The organism is Paraburkholderia sp. RL18-085-BIA-A (assembly GCF_046027075.1).
Classification (GTDB): domain Bacteria; phylum Pseudomonadota; class Gammaproteobacteria; order Burkholderiales; family Burkholderiaceae; genus Paraburkholderia.
The window spans coordinates 1-23,629 of the sequence record NZ_JARESU010000099.1 but is presented as its reverse complement, the minus strand read 5'-3'; the positions used below and the strand labels follow the sequence as shown (position 1 = coordinate 23,629).

Sequence of the window (23,629 nt, the reverse complement as noted above, 5' to 3'; positions counted from 1 at the left end):
TGAAACAGCGTCGCGATCCTGCTTCATCCCCATTCCATCCGGCTTGCCGTCACGCGGGCCAGCGCCCCCTCTGGTGCCGCTTCCCGCGCGGCGCCGAATGCGCCGTCGCGCGCTGAAGCGGCGCCGCGCAATTCATCCAGGCTGAGCCGCCAGCATACGGCGAGCCCTCGCAGTCAAGTTCGAATATCGGAGACAGCACCCGTCATCAGGCAATCCAGCGCCGATGCCGGTGCATTGGGAGGAATTCAAATGAACAATGCTGAAGGGGTGGTGAGATCCGCCAAGGCGGGCTCCCTCACTGAGAAACGCACGAACCATCGCTGGGTCGTGATGGGGCTCATATTCTGCATCTGGGCGATCGCGTGCGCCGATCGCGCGAACTTCGGCATCGCGCTGCCGTTCCTGAAGAAGGAATACGGCATCAGCAACACGCAGGCCGGGGTCATCGTCAGTCTGTTCTCGTTCGCCTACGGCTTCGTGCAGATTCCGGTCGGACTCGTCTACAAGCGGCTCAGCGAAAAAACGACCGGCTTCCTGTTCGCGGTCTTCGTGATCCTCACGTCGGTATTTACCGGGCTGATGGGCACCACCTCGTCGGTCTTTCTGCTGCAGGCCTACCGCGTCGGGCTGGGGTTGTCCGAGGGTCCGCTGGGTATCGGCTGCACGAACGTGATCAATCGCTGGTTTCCCGCGCGCGAAAAAGGCACGGCCACGGGCTTGTGGATCGCCGCATCCAAGCTTGGACCATTGATCGTGCCGTCAGTGTGCATCCTCGTGATCCAGTTGTGGGGATGGCGCGAGATCTTCTTCGTGTTCGCGATTCCCGGCATTCTGTTCGCGATCGCGTGGATGGTGCTGGTGACGAACTCGCCCAGCGGGAACCGCTTCTGCTCGCCCGCCGAGCAGCGCTACATTCTCGACGGCATGTCCGCCAATCGCGGCGACAAACCGGCACCGCGGGCCGCGCAGACGGCGCGCATCCCGTATCTCGACGCGATCAATCGCACGAAGCGCGTGCCGCAACTCGAAACCCTGCGCCAGGTTTTCCGCTCGTGGAATATTCTCGGCGTGGCGCTCGGCTATGGCTGCATGATCGGCATCAGCAACATCTTCATGTCGTGGATTCCGACCTATCTGGTCACGGTCAAAGGCTTTGCTTCCGTGAAGATGGGCTTTCTCGCGTCGGCACCGTTTCTCGGCGCGGTGGCCGGCAATATGCTCGGCGGCGTGATCTCGGACCGGCTGCTCGGCGGCCGGCGCAAACCGATGATGATGCTCGGCGCCCTCGGCACCGTGATCATGATGGCGATGCTGATCGACGCGCCGGATAGCGCCGCCTATCTGGGCATCACGTTGCTAATTTCGGGGCTTATGCTCGGTATCGGCTTCGCCGGCTACTCCGCGTATCCGATGGGGCTCGCGACCAAATCGACGTATCCGACCGCATTCGGCATCGTGAATTGCCTGGGTCAGATCGGCGGCGCATGCGCACCGTTGGCGGTCGGCATTCTGCTGGATCGCTATAGCTGAACCAGTGTGTTCATGTATATGGTCGGAACGGCACTGCTGTGCCTGTTGCTGCTGACCAGCGTGGTCGAGCCGATCGATGTGCAGGACGGCAGCAACAGGCCGCAGCAACGCAACTAAACCGGCATGGTCCGTGGCTCGGCGTGGCCCTCACGGCCACGCCGTTCGTTACGCCTTTGCCAGTTCGGCGTCGATCGCGGCGACCAGACGCGGATCGTCCGCAGTAACATCGGGCGAGAACCGACCAACCACCTCGCCATTGCGGCCGATCAGAAATTTTTCGAAATTCCACAACACGTCCGTGCGATTCGCCGGATCGACGCCGTAGCCCTTCAATCTTTCGCGGAATGGTCCTTCGCCTGTCGCGGCGGGTTGCGCTTCAGTCAGGCGCGCGTACAGCGGATGCTGATCGTCACCGAGCACGGAGATTTTCGAAAAGAGCGGAAAATGCACGTCATAACTCGTGCTGCAAAACGCGGCGATCTCGCTGTCGGTGCCCGGCTCCTGGCCCTTGAAATTGTTGGCGGGAAATCCGAGCACTTCCAGGCCGGACGCGCGCTTGTCCTGATACAACTCTTCGAGGCCGCTGTATTGCGGCGTGAGTCCGCATTTCGACGCGACGTTGACGACCAGCAGCACCTTGCCACGATAATCGGCAAGACTGGTTGCGCTGCCGTCGATTGCCTTCAGCGGAATATCGAATAACGTTTCTGCCATGGAGCCTCCTCGTTGAAGATGGTCCGCCCGTGAGAGGGACGGCGAAGCTGCAAAGCTTAACCGATCCGCCGCGCTTCGGCAGAAGCGGTGCCGATGGTGGTGCCCGTCAATCGGAGTCTTTCGGCCTGATCGTGTACTTCGGCATTCTTTCGCGCGACGCCGCGAGCAGGCGCGTCATTGCGGCGGACGCGCCCGGCCAGGGATAGCAGCGACAACGAGCGGACCGATTTCGGCAAGGCAATGGAAGATGTGCGACGGCGGCGTGCCCTGCACCGTCGGCTTGCGTGTCCGTTTGCGCCGGACAGCACTGCGCGCGACAGCGCGCGCATCGCGATGTTTCGCCGATGCGCTCGTGCTGCGCATTGCGCGCTTGAAACTCAAGGGACTTGCTCGAACCGCGTGTAACCGCCGCGCGGCGGTTACACGGTTAACTCATGTCTACAGCGTCGCCGATTCCGTAACGTCATTAGCGTCAGTGAGAATGACGCGGCACAGCAGCCCCACGGCAACCGACGAGGAAATCGAGGTCGCATCCTTCATCGGCCTGCAGCACGTGATCGACGTAAAGGCGCTGGTAGCCGCCGCCGTTCGGCGGCTGCGGCGGCACGTGTTGCGCCATGCGGCGCTCCAGTTCCGCGTCGCTGATATCCAGATGCAGCGTGCCGGCGTCGCAATCGAGTTCGATCCAGTCGCCGTCCTGCACCGCCGCCAACGGACCGCCCGCCGCTGCTTCCGGCGTCACGTGCAAGACCACGGTGCCGTAGGCAGTGCCGCTCATGCGCGCGTCCGAAATCCGGACCATGTCCTTCACGCCCTGACGCAGCAGCTTCGGCGGCAGTCCCATGTTGCCGACTTCGGCCATGCCCGGATAACCCTTCGGCCCGCAGTTCTTCATCACGAGCACGGAGTTGGCGTCGACATCGAGCGCTTCGTCGACGATGCGCGCCTTGTAATGTTCGAGGTTTTCGAACACCACCGCACGACCTCGATGCTTCAGCAGTTCGGGCGTGGCCGCCGACGGCTTGAGCACCGCGCCGCGCGGCGCGAGATTGCCGCGCAGCACACGGATGCCGCCATCGGCGACGAGCGGCCTGTCGATCTGCCGGATGACTTCGTCGTTGGTGTTCGGCGCGTCCTTGACGTTCTCCCACAACGACTTCCCGTTCACGGTCAGCGCGCCCGGATGCGGCAGCAGGTCGGCTTCGCCGAGCCGGCGCAGCACCGCCGGCAAACCGCCCGCGTAATAGAACTCTTCCATCAGGAAGCGGCCCGACGGCATCAGGTCGACGATGGTCGGCGTGTCTCGTCCGATACGCACCCAGTCGTCGAGTTCGAGTTCGACGCCGATGCGGCCCGCGATCGCCTTCAGATGAATGACCGCATTGGTCGACCCGCCGATCGCGGCGTTGGTGCGAATGGCGTTCATGAAGGCTTCGCGCGTGAGGATCTTCGACAGCTTGAGATCTTCGTGGGCCATTTCGACGATACGGATTCCTGACATATGCGCGAGCACGTAGCGGCGCGAATCGACGGCCGGAATCGCCGCATTGTGCGGCAACGACGTGCCGAGCGCTTCGGCCATGCAGGCCATCGTCGACGCGGTGCCCATCGTGTTGCAGGTGCCCGCCGAGCGCGACATGCCGGCCTCGGCCGACAGGAATTGATGCAGGTTGATCTCGCCGGCTTTCAGCGATTCGTGCAGTTGCCATACGGCCGTGCCCGAGCCGATGTCCTTGCCGTCCAGTTTGCCGTTCAGCATCGGGCCGCCGGTGACGACGATTGCCGGCACGTCGCAGCTCGCCGCGCCCATCAGCAACGCGGGCGTGGTCTTGTCGCAACCGGTGAGGAGCACGACCGCGTCGATCGGATTGCCGCGGATCGCCTCTTCGACATCCATCGCCGCGAGATTGCGCGTGAGCATCGCGGTGGGACGCAGATTCGATTCGCCGTTCGAAAACACCGGGAATTCGACGGGGAAGCCGCCTGCTTCATAGACGCCGCGTTTCACATGCTCGGCGAGCTTGCGAAAGTGCGCGTTGCACGGCGTGAGTTCCGACCAGGTGTTGCAGATGCCGATGACCGGACGACCGTCGAACTCATGATCGGGAATGCCCTGATTCTTCATCCAGCTTCGGTACATGAAGCCGTTCTTGTCAGCTGTGCCGAACCATTCAGCTGAGCGCAGTTTCCGCTTTCTTTCCGACATGCCTATTTCCTTGATGCACGTGCCGGGACACAACACCGGCCAGTTGGACCGAACCGGCGCGGCGCGACCGGCGATTCGACGATTAAGCGGATGGCGACAGCGTGTTCCGCGCTCACTCTGTCGTCGCCAGACTTTGAAATGCGGGTCACGGAAGGCTGGCGCTCAATTCATGGGAATGCTGAAGTGTACGGAGCGGCTTGATATCTTTCCAATTAAATTCTTGGCGGTATTGATATCAATTTTGGTATGAAAAGAGGATGGGGCCGTTGAGCCAGCTTTCCTCGGTGCGCGCGGCCGCACTGACTCACCGTGAGTTGCGCCAGCTCGATGGCTGTATGATTGCCGGCATCCCGCGCGACGATCAGTGAGCAAGGACCGGGCCGGGGTGCGCTTTGCCCCGCCGAGCCGGACGGTCACCGCGGCGTTGCTCGACTGTGGTTTCGCGCACGAGGGCGAGGAGATCGAGGCCGTCGTCGACGGCATCTGCATTGCGAATTTCCCTGAAGAGACGGTCGCGGCCCTGAGAATGTCGATCCGAATGCCTTAGGCAGCCAGATTGCGCGAGGCATTGCTGATTTGTGGAGGCAGGAGATATGTCCCAGTCTAGTCCTCTACAGTGGTCCAGACGGTCCGCTCTTGTTAACCATGCAGTTGCAGTTCTGTCGGTTGTTGCGACGCTCGTCGCCGCGCTGCTACTAGAACCTCACATGCACAGTAGTCCGTTCGTATCGCTGTCTCTATGCGCAGTCATGTTTAGTGCCTGGTTCGGTGGCCTCGGCCCGGGTTTGTTCGCGACCGCACTGTCCGTTGCGGCTTTCACTTATTATTTTGTCCCGCCGATCGGTTCGTTCGAAACCGCGCCTACGGACTTGCCGCGCATCGTTCTGCTCGCGGTGACAGCCCTGTTTGTGGTGTGGCTGAACGTCGCGCGAAGAGGTGCTGAAAGCGCATTGCGGCGGAGTGAGGCCTACTTGGCTGATGCTCAACGGCTGAGTCATACGGGGAGCTTTGGCTGGAGGATAGCTAGCGGCGACATTGTCTGGTCGAAGGAGACATATCGGATATTTGGAGTGGACGAAACGGTCAAGCCGACGATCGACCTCATCCTCCAACGTGTTCACCCGGATGACCGAGATCTTGTACTGTATGAAATTAATCGTGCGGAACTTGGCAAACCATCCTACGACTACGAACACCGTCTTCTGATGCCAAATGGAGCGATCAAACACCTGACCGTCCGGACCCATCGCGTGAAATACGAATCGGGCGAAGAGGAACTCGTTGGTGCACTGATGGACATCACGGCAACCAGGGAAGCGCAAGCGGCGTTGTACACGGCACAGGCGGAACTCACCAGCGTCGCTCGTGTAACAGCCCTTGGACAGATGAGTGCCTCGATTGCGCATGAAGTGAATCAGCCCCTCGCTTCCATTGCCACTAGCGCCGCAGCTGGCTTGCGCTGGCTGACCCGCGAAGTTCCGGAGGTAGACGAGGCGCGCGCCTGCATGAGTCACATTGTCGAAGAAGCCCATCGGGCGAGCGAAGTGATCCGGAGCGTTCGCGATCTTGCCAGGAGGGCAGATCCGGAGCTGGTTCCACTCGACATCAACGAGGTCATCGACGAGGCGGTCGCGGTTGTAAAGCCGGAGGCGCTCCGACATTGGGTGACAGTGCAGCTGCAACTTGCGTCGGGATTGCCCTTGGTGCGTGGCGATCGGGTCCAGCTGCTGCAAGTGATCACCAACCTTGCAATCAATGGTGTCCAAGCCATGGCAACTGTCACCGATCGCGCGCGTGTGCTAACAATCCGAACCGAACAGCGCGAATCTGACCAGGTGCTGGTGGCCGTACAGGACGTCGGCATCGGCACGGAGCCCGAGGGGCTGGACCGGCTTTTCGCCGCGTTTTACACGACGAAGCCGGATGGTATGGGTATGGGACTCTCCATCTGTCGTTCGATCATCGAAGCTCACGGAGGGCGGGTGTGGGCGTCCCGCAATATTGGCTCGGGAATGATATTTCAATTTACAGTTTCCGCATATCGGTAGCGTTGCCGTGTCTGAAGGCGGCTTGTCTCGCGAGAGCGACCGATCGCAAATCGATTGCGATGGACCGTCCCTGGCCGAACGCGGCCTCAGACAATGACATTTGAGGCATGCGCTGCAGCGACGCTGCGAACTGCCGCGCGCGACCCTGGACCTCAAAGGTTCCGTCAGGTCCGCCATCGTTTCGACCTACAACCGCGAGCAGCGAAAGGGCACTCTGTGAGCGCCAGTACCATCGAGCAGCCGGACCGGTTGCAGGCAAGTCCGCCGCCAGGCACTGGTTGCCAGAAAGCGCGCCTGGTTGTGCGACCGCAACGGGATCGTTGCGCTCGAAATTTCGGGGTTCATACGGATAGCGTCTCCTCCATGTCTCCTCTGATATGGATTCAACCCGTCACCCGGCGGGTATTTTTTCATCCGAACGTTTTGTCGATCTCCGCGAACGTGCTATCTTCGATGTTCGCCCCGGTTGCTTCTGGAATCCATGCCCTGCGAAGCGTGCCAGAAATTGTTGACTAGCGATTCAGACGCTCCCCACGATGGGCTGCTGACATGTCGCAACCCATCGATACTTCGCCCGTTCGGCCGGCCGCCCGTTGTTCTTCATCGCTATCGCTGCAGACACTGCGGCTTCAACTGGATCCGAGAAATAGATCCGCTTGAGCGGGATAGATCCGAGTGGATTTGTCTTTACCAGGCATCCAACATCCTGGTTCCCGCGACGGAGGACTGCCCTTCGCTATCGTCGGCCGGTGAGCACTCAAGCGCTTCAGGCGATACAGAAAAGCATACGGCGCGCCCCGGGGCATTGGCGCCGACATTTCTCCTGATCGCACACGGTAGAGCGGGCAAAAAGGCCAGGTTTCGGGCGCAAGACTCCAGTTTGTCCGAAACGGACCCGTGCCATCGCCTTGGGGTATCCGATTGTCGACGATTGGGCTGTCAGGGTCGAACGTGTCAATGTGGGACCCGGTCCGATGACGATGGTGAGTGCAAAGCCGCATCGATGCAGCGGCTATTGCATGCTCTTCCTTGATCCATGCGAGACGATCGAAGACGAACCGCGCCGTCGACCGTCAGGAATTGGACGCATCCGCTCTCGGTTTCCCGCCGCGGAAACTCCTGCCCGCATCGGCAGGGCTCGAGCCTCAGTGCTGAACGGGCCGCACCGGGGACCCCATTGGCCGAATCACTGCGGCCGCTCGCGCCTGGATTCTTGCCGCGGACGAAGTCGTTTCATGTGGATTGGTTGCGCAGTCGTACCCGTTCATTTGTTCATCGATGACAAAGTCTGCGACTCTCATCGCGTCCATCGAGTTGCCGTCCACGTCGGACCACTCACGAATCGCGCGATTGACCTTGGTTAGTGCGGCGACAGCAAGTAGTACGGCGTCGGTCTCGGTGATCTTGCCTTCGAGATCATCTGCCAGGTAATCCGCAACACGTAGAGCCGCGTCGATTAGATTGCTGTCGTCAATCAAGTCCGTCAATACCGCATGAACCACTGCGAGGCAGGCATCTTTGCGTGCAAGTGCGATATCCGTCATGAGGTTCTCCAGAGTCGAGGTGACTGGTTAGCGAACTTTGGCGGCCGCGTCGCAGAACAAAGCGAACGCTACTCCGGCCATCACTGCGACGACTACGGCAACGGCGATATCAGGTGCAAACACAATTTACTCCGAGTTCTCCGCCCTGCATATTCGAATGCGCCCCCCGGCGAAGCCGCCACAGCATTGTGGCGCTGTCGGGCACTTTATAGTGCAAACCGGAGCGACTCCCCAACGCGCGTCAGCTTCCCCGCACGAAATGCTTCATTGGTCCAAGTCCACCTTTTTCCTCACGTCCACGTCAGGCCCACCGTCGATCCGGTACGGTCATTATCAACGATCGGGGCGTTGACGTCGAACGGCTGTTTCTGGCCCGGTCACTGTCTGACGGCGATCGGCAGCACGCGACCCAACGCTCATTGGCTGCAGGCGTGTGAGTCCGCGAGTTGCGCGTCATCCCAGAACCGGGCATAAAGCGCCTGCAGTTCATCGCCCTTGCGACGCAGGACCTCCACCGCGCCAGAGAAGAGGTCGCGTTTCTCGTCGCTGGGCAGTCCGATCATGGCGCCCTCAGCGGTGCCAAGCGCGGTGAAGATCCGTACTGCGAGGCGCTCGGTTTCCGTGCGTACGCGGCCGATGCGCTCGCAGATTGTCTCCAGCACCGCGACATGGTCCTGCAGGTGCCAACCCAGACGATTGAGTCGGAAGCGGACGCTCACACCTGACTCTTCCCACCAGCTACGTTCGATGTCCAGCTCGGCGTCCGTCACCCCCGCCAACTCTTCGAGTAACTCGTTGTGACGCAGCTCCCAGGTCTGCAGCAGATCTGCGACTGTTCCGAAGTTGGCGGGCGGCTGTCCGTACTTCTTCCAGACAGCATCCACCGGCCGGGAGCCATCGTGCTCGACGCCCGCGAAAGCCGCACGAGCGTTGCGGATCGCCGACCCGTGAGCCCAGAACTCCGCCATCACGCAGTGCACGATGTTGTTGCGGACCGTGCGCTGCTTGCCCAGCGAATAGTTCTCGTGCAAATGTTGCCGGTCCCAGTCGCTGAGGCGCAGACCATGTAGCGTACCTTGCAGGGAACGGTACGACCCCTGCCAGTGCTGCAGGATCAACTGGGCCAGTCGCCGTTGAACAGGTGGCGCTTGCCCACGCCCAGGTGAAGTTGCCCAAGGAACTGCGCGACGCCGATGTCGCCGGCTACGTCGTGGTGCACCCGCGTATACCCAAGATCCAGCCGCGTATGCAGCGGCGCGCCAAGGAATTTGTGGAAGGTTCCGCTGTCGAGACCGCTGGCCCTCGTAGTTGGTGGCCCACACCTCCCCCGTCTCCCCATCTTGCATGACGTATGCCGGCAGCACCGGCATTTTCCCGAGGCCACCCGTGCCGTCCACGACGAAGGTCGGCACCGCCGGTCCGCTGATCCAGCCGCGCAGTCCCCGAGCGATCTCGGTCATCTCCGCGAGCGGCACCGTGAACTGCCAGTTCCCATGGGCGCTATCGTTGGAGTAAACGTAGTAGGGACGTACGCCGATCTCGACCAGCCGCATGCGGAGTTCCCGCTGGATAGCGACGCTGTCATTGACGCCGCGCAGCAGCACCGACTGGTTGCCGAGCATGACTCCCGCCCTGCGGAGCATGGCCAGCCGGCGCACCAGCAGCGGCGTGATCTCCTTCGGGTGGTTGATGTGGATGTTGACCGTCTGCACGTTATGCCGGGACAGCAGCTCGCACAGCTCATCGGTGATGCGCGTCGGAAGCTGGACCGGCCAGACGCGAGCCGATCCGAAGGAGCCTCACATGCGGGGCTTCAGCACGGAGCCTGGCGAGGATCGCGTCGAGCTTTCTGTCGCTGAGTATCAGCGGGTCTCCGCCGCTCAGCAGCACGTCCTCAATCTCCCGATGCGAAGCGATGTACCGGATACCTGCATCGATAGCGTGGCCGGTGATGGCCGCGTCGGCGTCGGACACCATGCGCTTGCGGGTACAGTACCGGCAGTAGGCGCCGCACGTCGTTACCATGCCCGAGTAAGTTGGGCCGAGTCACCTCACCGGCGCTGACACGGACAAGGGCGACTGTGATCTTCTTCAGCAACCCGGCCGCCACCCGCACTACCTGCTGAGCTACGACACTGCCCGGTGATCGGCCAATAGTCATTCGAGCATGCGAGCCGTCTCGATTCCAACCATCCGGCAATGGCTCCTTTCGCGCAATCGACAACTGGCTCTTTCGACTCAACAGTTCCCGCTCGTCCGACCCACAAAACCTTCATTCGACGGCCGATTCACTCAGCTTTGCTGACGTTAGACCCGCGACCAGATCGCACCTGCGGTCCCGCGCTCCAGTTGCTATGCTAGTCACCATCGACCAGCACGGGAGCGAGCGTGGCCAACCCGGATGTTCCCGATAGCGACCAAAAGGCCGCGCACATCGTCGCTGCGCAAGCGAGCCCGTGCGACGAGCTCGTCATCCGCACGCAGCCCACCGCGGTCGACCGCCCGTGCCGGCGCAAGCGTCTTGCGCTCGCCGCGGCGATCCTCGGCTCGAGCATGGCGTTTATCGACGGCTCCGTCGTCAATGTCGCGCTGCCCGCCATTCAGAGCGAGCTCCGCGCGAGCGTCGCGGCGATGCAGTGGATCGTCAACGCCTACCTGCTTTTTCTCGGGTCCCTCGTGCTGGTGGGCGGATCGATGGGCGACAAGCTCGGCCGCCGCACGGTGTTCATCGCGGGCATCGGGATCTTCACGCTGGCGTCGGCCGCTTGCGGGCTCGCGCCGAACGCGGGTTCACTGATCGCCGGGCGCGCGCTGCAGGGCATTGGCGCTGCGCTCTTCGTACCCAGTAGTCTCGCAATCATCGGCGCCGTATTCGAAGACGAAGAGCGCGGACGGGCAATCGGCACCTGGGCGGGGGTCGGCGCGATCACGTCGGCTGCGGGGCCGGTGGCGGGCGGCTTGCTCGTCGACGCGTTGTCGTGGCGCGCGATCTTCTTCCTCAACGTACCGCTTGCAGCGGTGACGATTGCGCTGGCGATTTCGTCGGTGCCGAACAGCCACAAGCTCGATGCGCCTCAACAGTTGGACTGGCCCGGCGCGCTGAGTGCGGCAGCGGGGCTCGCCGCCCTCACCTATGGCCTGACCCAGGCGTCGGCGCTTGGCTTCGCGCATCCGCTCGTGCTGTGCGCGATCGGCGCCGGCGTGCTCGTGCTGGCCGCATTCGTGATGATCGAAGCGAACAGCCGCGACCCCATGATGCCGCTCGACGTGTTCCGCTCGCGCGATTTCACCGGCGCCAACCTCATCACGCTGCTGCTCTACTTCGGTCTGGGCGGCACACTGTTCTTCCTGCCGTTCACACTGATCCGCGCACATGGCTACACCGCAACCGAAGCTGGCGCGGCGCTGTTGCCGGTGCCGGTCATCATCGGCTTGTTGTCGCGCTTCACCGGCGGCCTGACGAGCCGCTTCGGTGCGCGGGTCCTGTTGAGCGCTGGCCCGGGCGTCGCCGGAATCGGCTTCGTGATGCTCGCGCTGCCGGGCGTGCGCGGCAGCTATTGGGCCGGCTTCCTCCCTGCGCTCGCCGTACTCGGGCTCGGCATGACCATCACGGTCGCGCCGCTCACGACGACCGTGATGGGCTCGGTGCCTGGCGACCGCGCAGGCGTGGCCTCGGGCATCAACAACGCGGTTGCACGCGTGGCGAGCCTGCTGGCGATTGCGGTTCTCGGCATCGTGTTCGTGTGGTCGCACCACGCGGCGCTGTCGGCGCGGCTCGACGAACTGCACGTTCCTGAGGGCGCGCGCCAGACCGGGCAGTTGCTGGAGCCGGACGCGCAAGCCGGGGCGGCAGCCGGCGATGCCCATACGCCGCCCCAGACACCCGTGGCGCTGGCAGAAGCCGACGCCATCGCTGACGCGCTGGGCGCCGTCGCGCTGGTGTCCGCCGCGTGCGCGTTCGCCGGAGCGGGTCTCGCCCTGGCGACCATCCAGCCCCGCAAGTGATGTGCTTGGCGTCGCCGGACGCGTCTGCTCGCGGCATCCATACTTCGATCTCCGCTGAAACGCGTCGACTTCAGACAGGCAGCGATGATGGGCGGCGCGCACCAGCCAGGCGGCCGGCGTACCCAGCGCTTGCGCGCTCGATCAGTGGCATGTGCGGCGAAGTGAAAGCGGCGAGATGCAAGTGGCTGCCGCTGTGTCACAGAACGGCCCATCTGGAGACATTCATCACAATCTCCTGAGAGACCGGCATCTATCCATTTTCGGACATTCGTTACGGTCCACGGCCCCCGGAAACTCCACTCATATGATGCCTCAACGCTGTCATTGCGAAGTGCCAGCGCTCTTCATCCGTATTCCACCCGGATGCGGATTGGCATCGTTCATATCCTCGGGCAGCAGATTGCCATCCCCAAGACTCGCATCGGCGCGCGCAGTGTCAGGATACCGCTCAGGGTAGAGATGTCGCTGCGCGACGCTTGCATCGAACGTCCGCGACCACTTCGCGATGACCACCGTGGCGAGGCTGTTGCCGATCGTATTGCATGTTGCGATGGCCATCGACATGAACCGGTAAACACCGAAGATGATTGCGAGCCCTTCGACCGGCAGAATGCCCGTCGACGTGACGGTCGCGGCGAACACCACGAACGAGCCGCCTGACACGGTCGCAGCGCCTTTGGACGTCAACAGCATCAGCAACAGCAGACCGATCTGATGTTCCAGCGTGATCGGCACGTTGTACGCGTGCGCAATGAACATCACGCCCATCGACATGAAAAGCGACGTGCCATCGAGGTTGAATGCATAGCCAGTCGGCAACACGAGCCCGACAGTCTGCTTCGCGCAGCCGAGTCTTTCGAGCTTGATCAACAGGCGCGGCAGCGCGCTTTCCGACGACGACGTGCCGAGCACGATGAAGATTTCGTCTTTGATGTACCGCAGAAAGCGCCACAAACTGAATCCAGCCAGCTTCGCGATGATGCCCATCACTACGACAATGAACAGCACCACCACCGCATAGAAGCTGAAGACCAGCTGCGCCAGCGCGATCAACACGGCGGTGCCATTGCTCCCGACCGAATAGGCGACCGCTCCGAGCGTGCCGAGCGGGGCAAGCTTCATCACGAGATTGATGAACGAGAACAGCACCTCGGAGACGAGATCGAGACCTTCGGTGATCCTCACGCGCCGGCTCTCCGGAATCGCGAGTATGCCGATGCCGACCATCACCGCGAGCACCACGACCTGCAGCAGTTCGCCTTTGACGAATGCGCCGATAAAGTTGTCCGGCACGAGATGCATGATGAACTCGTTGAAACCTTGTGGCGTGGCTTTGGCCGCCGTCGCCGGCATCGCGCCGACGCTGACCGACGTCATGCCTTTGCCGGTTTGCAGCAGGTTGCCTGCGAGCAGGCCGACCATCAATGCGATCGTCGAGACGACCTCGAAGTAGACGATCGAGCGCCAGCCGACGCGGCCCGCGCTCTTCACGTCGCCAGCTGAGGCAATGCCGTGCACGATCGTGAGGAATACCAGGGGCGCGACGCCGGCCTTGATCAGCGAGAGAAAGATGTCGCCCAGCATCTTGAGTTGGGCGCCGAACTTCGGAAACAGCAGGCCGACAGCAATGCCCAGGACCAGCGCGAGCAACACCTGCATGCCCAGCTTGCGGTACCACGGCAGTTTCTTCGGCGAGGCGACGATCGATTCGTCGCGTGATGCGTTTGCGTGATTCATCGTGTGCTCCTCCACGTCTTTTGAGCGGACGCTTTTAGATATCGCTCGACAGTTCCACTGCGCGGTCGACCATGCGCGGCGCGAGACCCAGATAGTTGGCGGGATCGGTCATCCGGTCGATTGCGGCGCGGTCGAAATGCCCGTTTACGGCAGGCAGGGCGGCGAGAGCTTCCGCAAGCGTCCCGCCCTGCTCGTTCACCGTGCGGCAGGCGTCGTACACGATGTCATGCGCCTGCTGGCGGCCGGTGAAAGGCGCCATGCCCATCATCACGGCTTCCGCGACGATCAGCCCTTTGCTAATGCCAAGGTTGTGCTTCATCCGATCCGTGTCGACGATCAGCCCGCCGAGGGCGAACTTTGCCTGGTGCAATGCGCCGGCCGACAGGATGAAGCTCTCGGGAATCGCAATCCACTCGGCGTGCCACGGGCCGGTTGCTCGTTCGAAATCCTGGATCATCGCGTCGACCATCAGGCCCGCGTGCTGGCGCACTGCCTTGGCGGCGGCCAGCATCAGTTCGCTCGAAATCGGATTGCGCTTTTGCGGCATGGTGCTGCTCGCGCCACGGCCTTTGACGAAGGGTTCGTAGACTTCCGCAAATTCGGTCGAGGCCATGATCATGATGTCGAGCGCGATCTTGCCAAGCGAGCCGGTCACGAGCGAGAGCAGGTTCACAGCTTCGGCAAAACCGTCGCGCGCCACGTGCCATGTCGTGGCGGGCACGCCGAGCTTCAGTTCTTCGGCCAGCGCCTTCTGAACCTCGAAGCCTTTGTCGCCGAGCGAGGCAAGGGTGCCCGCCGCGCCGGCAAATTCGACCACAGCCACGCGCGGGCGAAGTTGCGCGAGGCGCTCCTGGTGCCTGTCGAACATGGCCAACCAGATCGCGACTTTGTAGCCAAACGTGACCGGCAGCGCCTGCTGCAGATGCGTGCGGCCGGCCATCGGCGTGTCGCGGTGTTTCTTCGCCAGGTCGGCGAGGATCGCGCGCAACTCGCGGATGTCACCATCAATCACGTCGAGCGCGTCGCGCACCTGAAGGGACACGGCGGTATCCATGATGTCCTGCGTCGTTGCGCCCCAATGAACGTACCGGCCAGCTTCCCCGCACATCTCGACCAGTTGATGCACGAGCGGCAGGATCGGATAGCCAACGATGTCGGTTTCTTCGCGCATGTGATCGAAATCGATTCGCCCGATGCTGGATTCGCGCGCGATCACGTCCGCGGCTTCCGCGGGGATCACGCCGACTCGGGCCTCGGCTTTGGCAAGCGCCACTTCCACGTCGATATAACGCTGAACGAGCGCGTGATCCGAGAACAGCGCGCGCATCTTCGCGGTGCCGAAGGCATCGCGAAACAGGATGGAGTCGACCACGGTGCTGGCCATCGGGATAGGGCGATTCGTCATTGCGACCTCTCGGAAGTGCAGAAAAAAGGGGACGGGATTGGCGCGGGCGGAAGCCGCGCTTGTTCTATATGTCCGGACATATGTAAACTAATATGTTCGAACATATAGAACAAGCTATGATTTACCCTGGCACCCCAACAACACGATTCCGACTCGCAACGAGATGAACAGACCGCACTTCGCCGATATTGCGCGCGACCTGACAGAAGGCATTGCATCGGGCCGCTACCCGGTCGGCTCGATTCTTCCAACCGAGTTGGAACTGCGCGATCAGTACCAGACGAGCCGCCATACGGTGCGCGCTGCTTTGCATGAGTTGCAGCAGTTGGGACTCGTGTCGCGTCGCAAGAACGCGGGCACGCGCGTCGAGTCCGTAAAGCCGAAAAATGACTTCAGACCGTCGCTTGCGTCGGTGGACGACGTCGTGCAATTCGGCTCCGAGCACTTGCGTCTGGTGCAATCGACGCAGGAGATCGTTGCGACCGGTAAGCTCGCCAGAACGTTGCAATGCGCTGACGGCGCGCAATGGCTGCGCGTTTCGAGCCTGCGGATCGCCGGTGACAGGCAGAGTCCGCCGATCGGCTGGACCGATGTGTATATCGACCCTGCTTACGCGGAAGTTGCAGAGGCCGCGCGAGCCCAACCGGATACGCTCATCAGTTCGTTAATCGAAGCACGTTATGGTCGATGCATTGCGGAGATTCACCAGGATGTGCGTGGCACTCTGATTTCAGCCGAGATGGCGGAAAGGCTGAGGGTCGACAAGGGGACGGCGGCGCTTGAGATTGTGCGGCGATATCTCGACTCCTCAGGTGAGACGTTCGAGGTATCGATCAGCGTCCATCCTGCGGAACGTTTCTCCGTTTCAATGCGGCTGAGGCGCTCCGACGCTTAGTTCCAGCACGAGATAGATCGATGTCGTGCTGCGGCCAAACCGGTCTATTCGAGTCCACTGGGCCGCTTTGTCGAGCGGCGGTCGTGCTCACTGCAAACGGCGCCCTGCGTCCGCAACGTGTGCCATGCCAGACGGTCGATATAGTCCGCTGGGGGGCAGTAATTGGCAGAACCCGGAAGCCCAACCAGGCGGCCAGCCCTCCTTTCGCGTCTGTCAAGCTGGGTGAAGCGGTTTGCCCGGGAACAGCGCCCCCAGAAGTAGCTCAGTTCTGGATGTTTTCCTCGCAATCTTCCCAGTACCGCAGCGGGTCGTGATGTTGCGGATAGCGTAAGTTGAGCCACGCTGACAGCCTGGTCCAATCTGGATGGTTGGTACCAGTTTGAGCAGACCAGGTCGACGACCTCTCAAGAATTTGACCGTTCCCACGATCACGGACAAGCAAGCTGCCTAGTCCGGTTGAACTGTTCGCCTGTGACTCAACCAGATAGCGTGGCAGAATTCTGAGTTCAGCATCCTTGGCCCACCCGTATAAGGCGCGGACCACGCCGGACGGATCTCGCAACTCTATGGGGCCGGTTTCCGGGCGAACGGAGGTCCATCCTTCCGGAAACTCGGCGACGACCTCGTTTTTACCCTCCCTCACCCACTTCACGCGCCATGCCCGCGCCATCGCCTCGCGCATGCGAGACACCGACTCGTAGCCGGCCGGCAACTCGATCGCCATCGGAAGAGTAATGAGGTTGTCTTTCCAGAGTGTGTTTTCGTCGTTGACGCGCTCGACCTCGTCGAATACCCCTGCTGCAAATGGGTTCTCAGGCCGGCTCGATACTTTCACGTTCCCGCCGGGCAGCCCCTCGAAAAGGCGCTCAGCATCATGGCGGGTAAGCTTTGTCTTTCCTTTCTTCATTGGTCTCTCCGCAGCAAAGTTGTTTCGCTAACGCCTGGGCCCTAATGACCGAAGTCGGGCGCCACTTCTCTTCGCGCGCGTTTGAAGGTGCTCACGGTCCTATTCTGCGCTATTCGCTTGTTCCCGGCTTGCGCGGGGGCAATGGCACGGCTTGTGCCGCCGTCCATGCCGCCGGATATCGGATGGATCGATCCACGCCAAGGACTAGAGGATGTGCGGACGACGATTGCCGACTTCTCGCAAACCCGCTTTCTACGACAGCGGTTTCGGATGGAAGGAGACGGGAGAACCCGGCCAACTGAACTACCGCACACGACCCACTCCGGTCCTTCAGAGCTGCGTGGTGCCAACGGCCGGAACCGGCCGATCCTAACCGGCCATTCGTTGAGCCGTTGTCGGATACGCATAATCACGTGCCCGGGTGGGATGCACTTGACGTGATGCTGCAGATGGGCACGAATGGAATCGGCATCATTGCGATCCTGAGCATGCGCGAGTCCATGCCAGTCGTCCGAATCCCGAAACTCCTCCTCGAGCGTGCGCATAGCAGCCTCCTGTATGAGGGCCATCAGGATGCCATAGCCCGGGCTGCGCGCGGCGGTGGGGCCGGCGCACCATCCGTCGGTACGATGTCGTGAAGGACTCCAGAAATCCGTACCCGTTGCAACCAGGGGATTCCTTTAAATCCAAACTTGGGAGTTATGTCCGTTAACACACCAACGTGCCACCCTCGCGAAGGTTACCTTCCCCGCGGAAACCACCATAAAAAAGCAGCCGGGGAACGCCATGCGACAATCGACTACGGACTCGAGATACGCCACGCTCGACGGCCTACGCGGCGCGGCGGCAATGGTCGTCGTCTTCGTGCACTTCCCCGCGCTGTACCACCTGCCTAAGATCGAACACGGCTATCTGGCAGTCGATCTCTTCTTCGCGATGAGCGGCTTCGTCATCGCAAATGCGTACGACCGGAAGCTTTCAGCAGGCGAATTGAACTGGCAGCGGTACTTCGTATTGCGACTGTTCCGCCTGTATCCACTCTACTGCGCCGGCCTCGCACTTGGTGTCGTTGCCTTGGCGTATCGGCTGCCCGCATCCGACTGGCATGAAATCGCTTCTGCGGTCCCGACCAGTTTGCTGATGATGCCCTCGCACGCCCCCCTTCGGGCGCTTTATCCGGGCCCAGTGGAATACGACTTTATCTATCCGCTGGATTTTCCTGCGTGGTCGCTGTTCTTCGAGCTGGTCGCGAGCCTCGCCTATGGCCTGTTCTTTCGCCACCTGACGACACGGCTGCTCATCTTCATCATGTGCGCGTCGGGTATCTCCCTCGGGATAGCGGCTTATAGGTGGGGCATCGACAACGGCGTTGAATGGCCGAGGTTCTATGTGGGCTTTGCACGCCTCGGCTACGCGTTTCCCGCCGGTCTGCTTCTATACCGGCTCCGCCGGCCCGCGCGCAGGCGCGGATCGCTTTCTGCGATCGTCATAGTCGCGCTGACGATCGGCCTGCTCTTCATGCCCTGGTCGACGCTCCATCGTCCCGCGGTCGATCTGCTGATCGCGCTCGTCGCCCTTCCCGCAATCGTCTGGGCGGCATGCCGGGTGGAGCCGCCCGCGCGCCTGCTGCCGCTCTTCGCTTTTTCGGGGGCGATCTCGTATGCCATCTATGTCCTCCACGCGCCGTTCGCGTTCATCGTGCAGGATCTCGCCTCCCGTAGCCATTTTCTGCAGCATCCGTCCGGCGTGAGCGCCGTGATCTTGCTGCCCGGCATCGTGCTTCTCACGTGGTGCGCCGACCGGTATTACGACGCACCCGTGCGCCGGGCGCTGCTAGCGCGCTCGCGCGGCTGGTTCGCGGCGCGTCCGAAGCGCGCCTCCGCGGACGCGACCATGGCGCAATAAGCCCGGGGCCCGACGCTAGGCCACAGGCCTTGCGGCCACAAAAAGAAAATGCGGCGCCATTCGAGCGGCCGTTTACTGGGTGGGACTGACGTCTGAACGTCCGGGCGACGCGACGGGCGAATGACCCTTCCTGGCCGATAGCATCAGTTCGATGAACGTTCTGAAAACGGACGTTGGAATCATAGGGACTCAACCCAATTCCGGTGCGAACGGAACCTTCCGGACCGCGCGGCGCGGTTCCGGTTCTGAGCCGCGCTAACGCGCGGCTTGCAACCTCGCATGGCAAACGCAAGGCGCCACAATCTAACCTCTCCCCGATGACAGCTCCATGCGCTTGCGCTGCAGGAACCGGCGCACGGCCGGATCGCGCTCGAGTCCGATCGCGAGATCGTACGCCCCGAGCGCTTCTGCCGTCGCGCCGGCACGCGCGAGCAGCTCGGCGCGCGCGGCCCAGTACGGCTGGTAGTCGGCCAGCCGCGGATCGTCCGCATACGGCTCGAGCGCGTCGAGCGCCGCCTGCGGGCCGTCCCGTTCCGCCAGCGCGAGCGCGCGGTTCACCGCGACCACTGGCGACGCTGCAATCGCGAGCAGCGCATCATAGAGTTGAACGATCTCGTCCCAGTTCGCGCGGTGCGTGCGGCAGCGGTACACGTGCGCCGACTGCAGCGCGGCCTCGAGCTGAAAGCGTCCGATTGCGTTGAAAGCGTTCGCCCGCCGCAGCAGTGCGTCGGCTGCGGCGATCATCGGCGCGTCCCATGTCGCCGGATCCTGAGCCGACAGCGGCACGTAATCGCCGGCCGCATCGCGTCGCGCGTCGCAACGCGCCTGCGCATACAGCATCAGCGCGAGCAGACCAAGCGTCTCTGGCTCCTCGGGCAGCAGTTCGACGAGCAGTTGTGCAAGAAACAGCGCCTCACCCGTGAGATCGCGTCTCTCGGCATCGCCGCCGACCGGGTCGGTCCACCCTTCCGCATACACCGCATAGGCCGCTTCCAGCACCGCAGCGAGGCGGCCGGGCAACTCCTCGCGCTCGGGCACGCTGAACGGAATGCCCGCTTCGCGGATCTTGTTCTTCGCCCGCACGAGGCGCTTGCTCATCGCGGCAGGCGACATCAGGAACGCGGAGGCAATCGTCTTCGCTTCGAGCCCCAGCACCACCTGCAGCATCAGTGGCGTGCGAATCGCGGCCTCGAGCGCCGGGTGCGTGCACGCGAACAGCAGCGCAAGCCGCCGGTCGGGCAACGCGCCTGCTTCACGCTCGTCGATCTCGTCGGCGAGGATCGTGAGCTGGTTTGTGACTTCGTCGCCGACGCGACGATGCCGCGCGCCGTCGATCGCCCGGCGACGCGCGACCGTCATCAGCCACGCTTCGGGATTCGCGGGGCAGCCACGCTCCGGCCAGTCGGCAAGCGCGGCCGCAAACGCGTCGGCCAGCGCGTCCTCGGCTGCCGCGACGTCGCGCGTGCGCATCGCCAGAAGCGCGACGAGCTTGCCGTAGCTGCGGCGGGCGACCGCCTCGGCAATCGAACGCGCGGCGCCGTCAGCGTCACGGCCGCAGCCGTGCGGACTCATGCAGCAGATGGCGCGTCGTACGGGGCAGTCCAGACCGGGCGCACCTCCATGAGGCCGTGCGCCGCGCCGGGACAACGTGACGCCCACGCGATCGCCGCGTCCAGATTGGGCACGTCGATCAGGTAGTAGCCGGCGAGTTGCTCCTTCGAATCGGAAAACGGTCCGTCAAGTACCTGGGGCTTGCCGTCGAGGAGCCGCACCGTGGTAGCCGTGTTCGTGTGCTGCAGCCGGTTGGCGCCCACCAGAACCTCCGCCTTCTTCAACGATTCGGTGTACGCCTGATACGCGGCGACGCCTTGCTGCCGCTCGCTGTCGCTCATCTGGTTCCAGCGGTTTTCTTCCGAATAGATCATCAACAGGTATTGCATATGAGCCTCCGTCATTGGGTTGAGGCGGGTGAATTACATCGGGCCGCCATCACAATGACGCGCGGGCCGCATGCTGACGGACAGGTGAAGTCGAAAAAATCGCGGACGGCGCACCCACCATATCCGTTCGCTTCCGTCGAGGACCCTGCGCGCGGTCACTTCGGGCGAGCCCGCTATCCCCTCCGCGCAGCTATCAATTTCACCGCACCATTGCAGATCACATTAAAGCCCGGTTCCCACAGGTATCGCAACAATCTCGGCGAGGATATCTGACTTTCAACTGTCCCAGTCTTGACACCCACGAAGGTTCGAGAAGAAGCGCTCGACTTCTCCGGCGATCGCTCTGTCGATGAGCTGCCGGCTGACTCGAAAGAGTAAATGGCGTGTCCCCAAGAGTCGCTAGTGCTCTGCTTCCCGGACTGGTTCTCGACAAGGTTGCCCATTGCACGCCGAAGGCACCGGCTTTGAATCAGGCACGGGGGCGAGTTGTTCGCTCCTTAACCTTCTCGCGCACGAACTCCACGAAGGCGTACGTGAGGCGCGATGGAGGCTGCCTGTCAGATGTAACGACACCGTATTCAAACGGAATTGCAGGCGTGAAATCATGGACAGAAACGCCTCCCGTCATATAGTCGGTCGATACCGGATCGATGACCGACACACCCGCCCCCCGCGCCACGAACGTTGCAATTGCTGCCGACAACTGACACTCCGCGCTCATCACGCGTTCGATCTTCCGCGCGGCGAAGATATCGTCGACGATGCGGCGCGTGTCGTACTCCCGTGGAAACGAAATGAACTTCTCGCCCGCAAGATCCTCGGGGGTAATGACCCTCTTGCGCGAAAGTCGGTGTCCCTCGGGCAGGATGCATTTCATGTCGGCACTGAACAGCGTCTCGAGCCGTACGCCAGGCTGCCATGTCGTATAGGTCACGAATCCGATGTCGCACTGTTCGCTCGCCACGAGTTCGCCGACCAGCCTCGTGCCGTGGATGAGTAGCGACACGGTCACCCCTTCGTGTGCCCGTGTGAAATCAGTGATCCACTCCGGTAGCAGGTTCAGCGCCAATGCGGGTGCTGCCGCGACGTTCAGCGATCCCCGTGTGAGCGAGCGAATCTGCTGCGCCGCATGGGCGATGCGCTCGACGCCGACAAATGAGCGTTCCACTTCCTGATAGAGCAGCAGCGCGTCCGAAGTGGGGAAGAGTCGACCTTTCTCACGCGTAAACAGGCTGAAGCCGATTTCCGTCTCCAGATCGAGGATCAGGCGTGTCACGGCCGGCTGCGTGATGTGCAGCATCTCGGCTGCCCGCGTAATCGACTGCCGCAGGATCACCGCCCGGAAAGCTTCAAGCTGCCGGCTCTTCATTCCCCTCTCCATAACATTTAGGCATCCATTGACGCGAATTTCTAATTTGACGATGTTGATTTGGCGCACAAAACTGTCTTCGTCGCCGAATTGAGCCGGATAAACACCAGCATAACATTCCAACATCGATGGAGAAATCAATGCGCAGACGTATCGTCCCGATCATGCTCGCCAGCGTTCTCGCTGCCGCGCAGGCCCACGCCGAGCCGACGCTCTACGTCGGCGCCTTCGGCGGATCCGTCGAACAACTCCTGCGGGAAAAGATCATTCCGCCGTTCGAGAAGGCCAACAACGTCAAGGTGGTCGTCGTTCCGGGCGATTCCACGACGACCATGGCGCGGCTTCAGGCGCAAAAAGGCAAACAGAGTCTCGATGTCGTGTTTCTCGACGACGGTCCGATGTATCAGGCGATCCAGCTCGGCTTTTGCGACACCCTCACCGATGCGCCGGTCTACAGGAACCTGTACGACGTCGCCCGCTTCAAGAGCAACAAGGCGGTGACGATCGGGCTGAACGCCACCGGCCTCGTCTACAACGAGCGCCTGTTTGCAGCGAAGGGGTGGGCGCCACCGACCTCGTGGCACGACCTCGCCGACCCGCGCTACAAAGGCAAGATCGAATTTCCCACGATCAGCAACGGCTACGGCTTGCAGGCGTTGATCGTGCTCGCCCGTCTCAACGGCGGCAGCGAGCAAAACATCCAGCCTGGTTTCGACACGGTGAAGACATCAATCGCGCCGAACGTGCTGTCGTTCGATCCATCACCGGGAAAAATCTCCGAACTGTTCCAGACGGACACCATTGCGCTTGCCGCGTGGGGTGATGGCCGCACACAGGCGTTGCGCAACCAGGGCGTGCCGGTCAGGTTCGTCGCGCCAAAGGAAGGCGCGGTAGTGCTGGGTCTGAGCATGTGCCCTGTCAAGCATGATGCACCGAACGATCTCGCCCAGAAGTTCGTGCAGTTCTCGTTGTCGCCGGAAATCCAGGCGATGTACGCGGAAGAAGAAGGCATCGCACCGGTCAACAAGCTCACCCACCTGACGCCGGCGGTTGCCGCGCGTGTATCGGCTCCGGGCGCCGTCGCGAAGATGCTCAAGGTCGACTGGGACGTGGTCAACGACAAGCGCGCGACGTGGACGCAGCAATGGAATCGTGACGTAGAGCGCTGATTGGCTATCGGCACCTGAAAGCGGTGGGCGACGCCGCCAGGTGCCTTTCCGTTGTCGCCAGAGGAATCGCAAGGTCCACCCAGGTCATGACTTATTTACGGATCGAACATCTGAACAAGCAGTACGGCGAGACTGTCGCGGTCGATCGTCTCAGCATCGATGTCGCGCGCGGGGAGTTCGTCTCCCTGCTCGGACCATCGGGCTGCGGCAAGACGACGACCCTGCAGATGATCGCCGGTTTCGTCGAACCTACGT

The 23,629-nt window shown here is 62.2% G+C and carries 18 protein-coding genes and 1 pseudogene; 8 read left to right on the top strand and 11 right to left on the bottom strand.

Translation table 11 applies throughout. From position 1 onward, the window contains the following. Positions 1–249: 249 nt before the first annotated feature. Positions 250–1,647, top strand: a pseudogene (locus tag P0D89_RS38200) (MFS transporter). Positions 1,648–1,695: 48 nt separating this feature from the next. On the opposite strand, the gene P0D89_RS38195 reads toward P0D89_RS38200, so the two are convergent. Beyond that, positions 1,696–2,244: a glutathione peroxidase gene (locus P0D89_RS38195; RefSeq protein WP_408378131.1), complete on the bottom strand. Its 549-nt coding sequence runs from the start codon at positions 2,242–2,244 to the stop codon at positions 1,696–1,698. Positions 2,245–2,716: 472 nt separating this feature from the next. Then, on the bottom strand, positions 2,717–4,450 hold the full coding sequence (locus P0D89_RS38190; RefSeq protein WP_408378129.1) for an IlvD/Edd family dehydratase: 1,734 nt from the start codon (positions 4,448–4,450) through the stop codon (positions 2,717–2,719). 364 nt (positions 4,451–4,814) lie between these two features. On the opposite strand from P0D89_RS38190, the gene P0D89_RS38185 reads away from it, so the two are divergent. Further along, positions 4,815–4,997, top strand: a complete 183-nt coding sequence (locus P0D89_RS38185; protein ID WP_408378127.1) for a hypothetical protein — start codon at positions 4,815–4,817, stop codon at positions 4,995–4,997. Positions 4,998–5,043: 46 nt separating this feature from the next. After that, positions 5,044–6,498, top strand: coding sequence for an ATP-binding protein (locus P0D89_RS38180; protein ID WP_408358339.1), 1,455 nt, complete (start codon positions 5,044–5,046; stop codon positions 6,496–6,498). 1,145 nt (positions 6,499–7,643) lie between these two features. Here the strand turns inward: P0D89_RS38180 and P0D89_RS38175 are convergent. The 3 genes from P0D89_RS38175 to P0D89_RS38165 form a co-directional block, all read right to left on the bottom strand. Further along, the gene (locus tag P0D89_RS38175; RefSeq protein ID WP_408378125.1) at positions 7,644–8,042 is read right to left on the bottom strand and encodes a hypothetical protein; all 399 of its coding nucleotides are present in this window, start codon (positions 8,040–8,042) and stop codon (positions 7,644–7,646) included. Positions 8,043–8,458: 416 nt separating this feature from the next. Then, positions 8,459–9,754, bottom strand: coding sequence for a DinB family protein (locus P0D89_RS38170; RefSeq protein ID WP_408378123.1), 1,296 nt, complete (start codon positions 9,752–9,754; stop codon positions 8,459–8,461). Positions 9,755–9,782: 28 nt separating this feature from the next. Beyond that, complete coding sequence (locus tag P0D89_RS38165; RefSeq protein WP_408378120.1) at positions 9,783–10,067, bottom strand: radical SAM protein; 285 nt, start codon at positions 10,065–10,067, stop codon at positions 9,783–9,785. Between the two features lie 363 nt (positions 10,068–10,430). Here P0D89_RS38165 and P0D89_RS38160 point away from each other — a divergent pair, with 363 nt between their 5' ends. Continuing rightward, positions 10,431–12,047: an MFS transporter gene (locus P0D89_RS38160; protein ID WP_408378117.1), complete on the top strand. Its 1,617-nt coding sequence runs from the start codon at positions 10,431–10,433 to the stop codon at positions 12,045–12,047. Between the two features lie 321 nt (positions 12,048–12,368). On the opposite strand, the gene P0D89_RS38155 is transcribed toward P0D89_RS38160, so the two are convergent. Further along, positions 12,369–13,784, bottom strand: coding sequence for a cation:dicarboxylate symporter family transporter (locus tag P0D89_RS38155; protein ID WP_408378115.1), 1,416 nt, complete (start codon positions 13,782–13,784; stop codon positions 12,369–12,371). A gap of 34 nt (positions 13,785–13,818) precedes the next feature. Next, complete coding sequence (locus tag P0D89_RS38150) at positions 13,819–15,189, bottom strand: class-II fumarase/aspartase family protein (RefSeq protein ID WP_408378113.1); 1,371 nt, start codon at positions 15,187–15,189, stop codon at positions 13,819–13,821. 163 nt (positions 15,190–15,352) lie between these two features. On the opposite strand from P0D89_RS38150, the gene P0D89_RS38145 reads away from it, so the two are divergent. Beyond that, positions 15,353–16,084 (top strand): GntR family transcriptional regulator, encoded by a 732-nt coding sequence (locus tag P0D89_RS38145; RefSeq protein ID WP_408378111.1) that lies wholly within the window; start codon positions 15,353–15,355, stop codon positions 16,082–16,084. Between the two features lie 262 nt (positions 16,085–16,346). On the opposite strand, the gene P0D89_RS38140 is transcribed toward P0D89_RS38145, so the two are convergent. Beyond that, complete coding sequence (locus P0D89_RS38140) at positions 16,347–16,991, bottom strand: hypothetical protein (protein ID WP_408358333.1); 645 nt, start codon at positions 16,989–16,991, stop codon at positions 16,347–16,349. A 786-nt stretch (positions 16,992–17,777) separates the two neighbouring features. On the opposite strand from P0D89_RS38140, the gene P0D89_RS38135 reads away from it, so the two are divergent. After that, a complete protein-coding gene (locus P0D89_RS38135) occupies positions 17,778–18,896 on the top strand; it encodes an acyltransferase family protein (protein ID WP_408358331.1) in 1,119 nt (372 codons plus the stop codon). A 303-nt stretch (positions 18,897–19,199) separates the two neighbouring features. Here the strand turns inward: P0D89_RS38135 and P0D89_RS38130 are convergent, their stop codons facing one another. The 3 genes from P0D89_RS38130 to P0D89_RS38120 all read right to left on the bottom strand — a co-directional run bounded on the left by P0D89_RS38130 (position 19,200) and on the right by P0D89_RS38120 (position 22,217). Next, positions 19,200–20,468: an RNA polymerase sigma factor gene (locus tag P0D89_RS38130; protein ID WP_408378109.1), complete on the bottom strand. Its 1,269-nt coding sequence runs from the start codon at positions 20,466–20,468 to the stop codon at positions 19,200–19,202. Then, positions 20,465–20,836, bottom strand: a complete 372-nt coding sequence (locus P0D89_RS38125) for a YciI family protein (protein WP_408358329.1) — start codon at positions 20,834–20,836, stop codon at positions 20,465–20,467. Before P0D89_RS38125 ends, P0D89_RS38130 begins: the two co-directional genes overlap by 4 nt. A 469-nt stretch (positions 20,837–21,305) precedes the next feature. After that, positions 21,306–22,217, bottom strand: coding sequence for a LysR substrate-binding domain-containing protein (locus P0D89_RS38120; protein WP_408358438.1), 912 nt, complete (start codon positions 22,215–22,217; stop codon positions 21,306–21,308). Positions 22,218–22,345: 128 nt separating this feature from the next. On the opposite strand from P0D89_RS38120, the gene P0D89_RS38115 reads away from it, so the two are divergent. Both P0D89_RS38115 and P0D89_RS38110 read left to right on the top strand, forming a co-directional pair. After that, the gene (locus P0D89_RS38115) at positions 22,346–23,374 is read left to right on the top strand and encodes an ABC transporter substrate-binding protein (protein ID WP_408358328.1); all 1,029 of its coding nucleotides are present in this window, start codon (positions 22,346–22,348) and stop codon (positions 23,372–23,374) included. Positions 23,375–23,460: 86 nt separating this feature from the next. Beyond that, on the top strand, positions 23,461–23,629 hold a 169-nt coding region (locus tag P0D89_RS38110), incomplete at its 3' end, for an ATP-binding cassette domain-containing protein (RefSeq protein WP_408378137.1).

Excerpts from the sequence above, each read along its gene's own strand:
- P0D89_RS38195 (WP_408378131.1), bottom strand. The coding sequence starts at position 2,244 with ATGGCAGAAACGTTATTCGATATTCCGCTGAAGGCAATCGACGGCAGC.
- P0D89_RS38190 (WP_408378129.1), bottom strand. The coding sequence starts at position 4,450 with ATGTCGGAAAGAAAGCGGAAACTGCGCTCAGCTGAATGGTTCGGCACA.
- P0D89_RS38180 (WP_408358339.1), top strand. The coding sequence starts at position 5,044 with ATGTCCCAGTCTAGTCCTCTACAGTGGTCCAGACGGTCCGCTCTTGTT.
- P0D89_RS38175 (WP_408378125.1), bottom strand. The coding sequence starts at position 8,042 with ATGACGGATATCGCACTTGCACGCAAAGATGCCTGCCTCGCAGTGGTT.
- P0D89_RS38165 (WP_408378120.1), bottom strand. The coding sequence starts at position 10,067 with ATGGTAACGACGTGCGGCGCCTACTGCCGGTACTGTACCCGCAAGCGC.
- P0D89_RS38155 (WP_408378115.1), bottom strand. The coding sequence starts at position 13,784 with ATGAATCACGCAAACGCATCACGCGACGAATCGATCGTCGCCTCGCCG.
- P0D89_RS38150 (WP_408378113.1), bottom strand. The coding sequence starts at position 15,189 with ATGACGAATCGCCCTATCCCGATGGCCAGCACCGTGGTCGACTCCATC.
- P0D89_RS38145 (WP_408378111.1), top strand. The coding sequence starts at position 15,353 with ATGAACAGACCGCACTTCGCCGATATTGCGCGCGACCTGACAGAAGGC.
- P0D89_RS38140 (WP_408358333.1), bottom strand. The coding sequence starts at position 16,991 with ATGAAGAAAGGAAAGACAAAGCTTACCCGCCATGATGCTGAGCGCCTT.
- P0D89_RS38135 (WP_408358331.1), top strand. The coding sequence starts at position 17,778 with ATGCGACAATCGACTACGGACTCGAGATACGCCACGCTCGACGGCCTA.
- P0D89_RS38130 (WP_408378109.1), bottom strand. The coding sequence starts at position 20,468 with ATGAGTCCGCACGGCTGCGGCCGTGACGCTGACGGCGCCGCGCGTTCG.
- P0D89_RS38125 (WP_408358329.1), bottom strand. The coding sequence starts at position 20,836 with ATGCAATACCTGTTGATGATCTATTCGGAAGAAAACCGCTGGAACCAG.
- P0D89_RS38120 (WP_408358438.1), bottom strand. The coding sequence starts at position 22,217 with ATGGAGAGGGGAATGAAGAGCCGGCAGCTTGAAGCTTTCCGGGCGGTG.
- P0D89_RS38115 (WP_408358328.1), top strand. The coding sequence starts at position 22,346 with ATGCGCAGACGTATCGTCCCGATCATGCTCGCCAGCGTTCTCGCTGCC.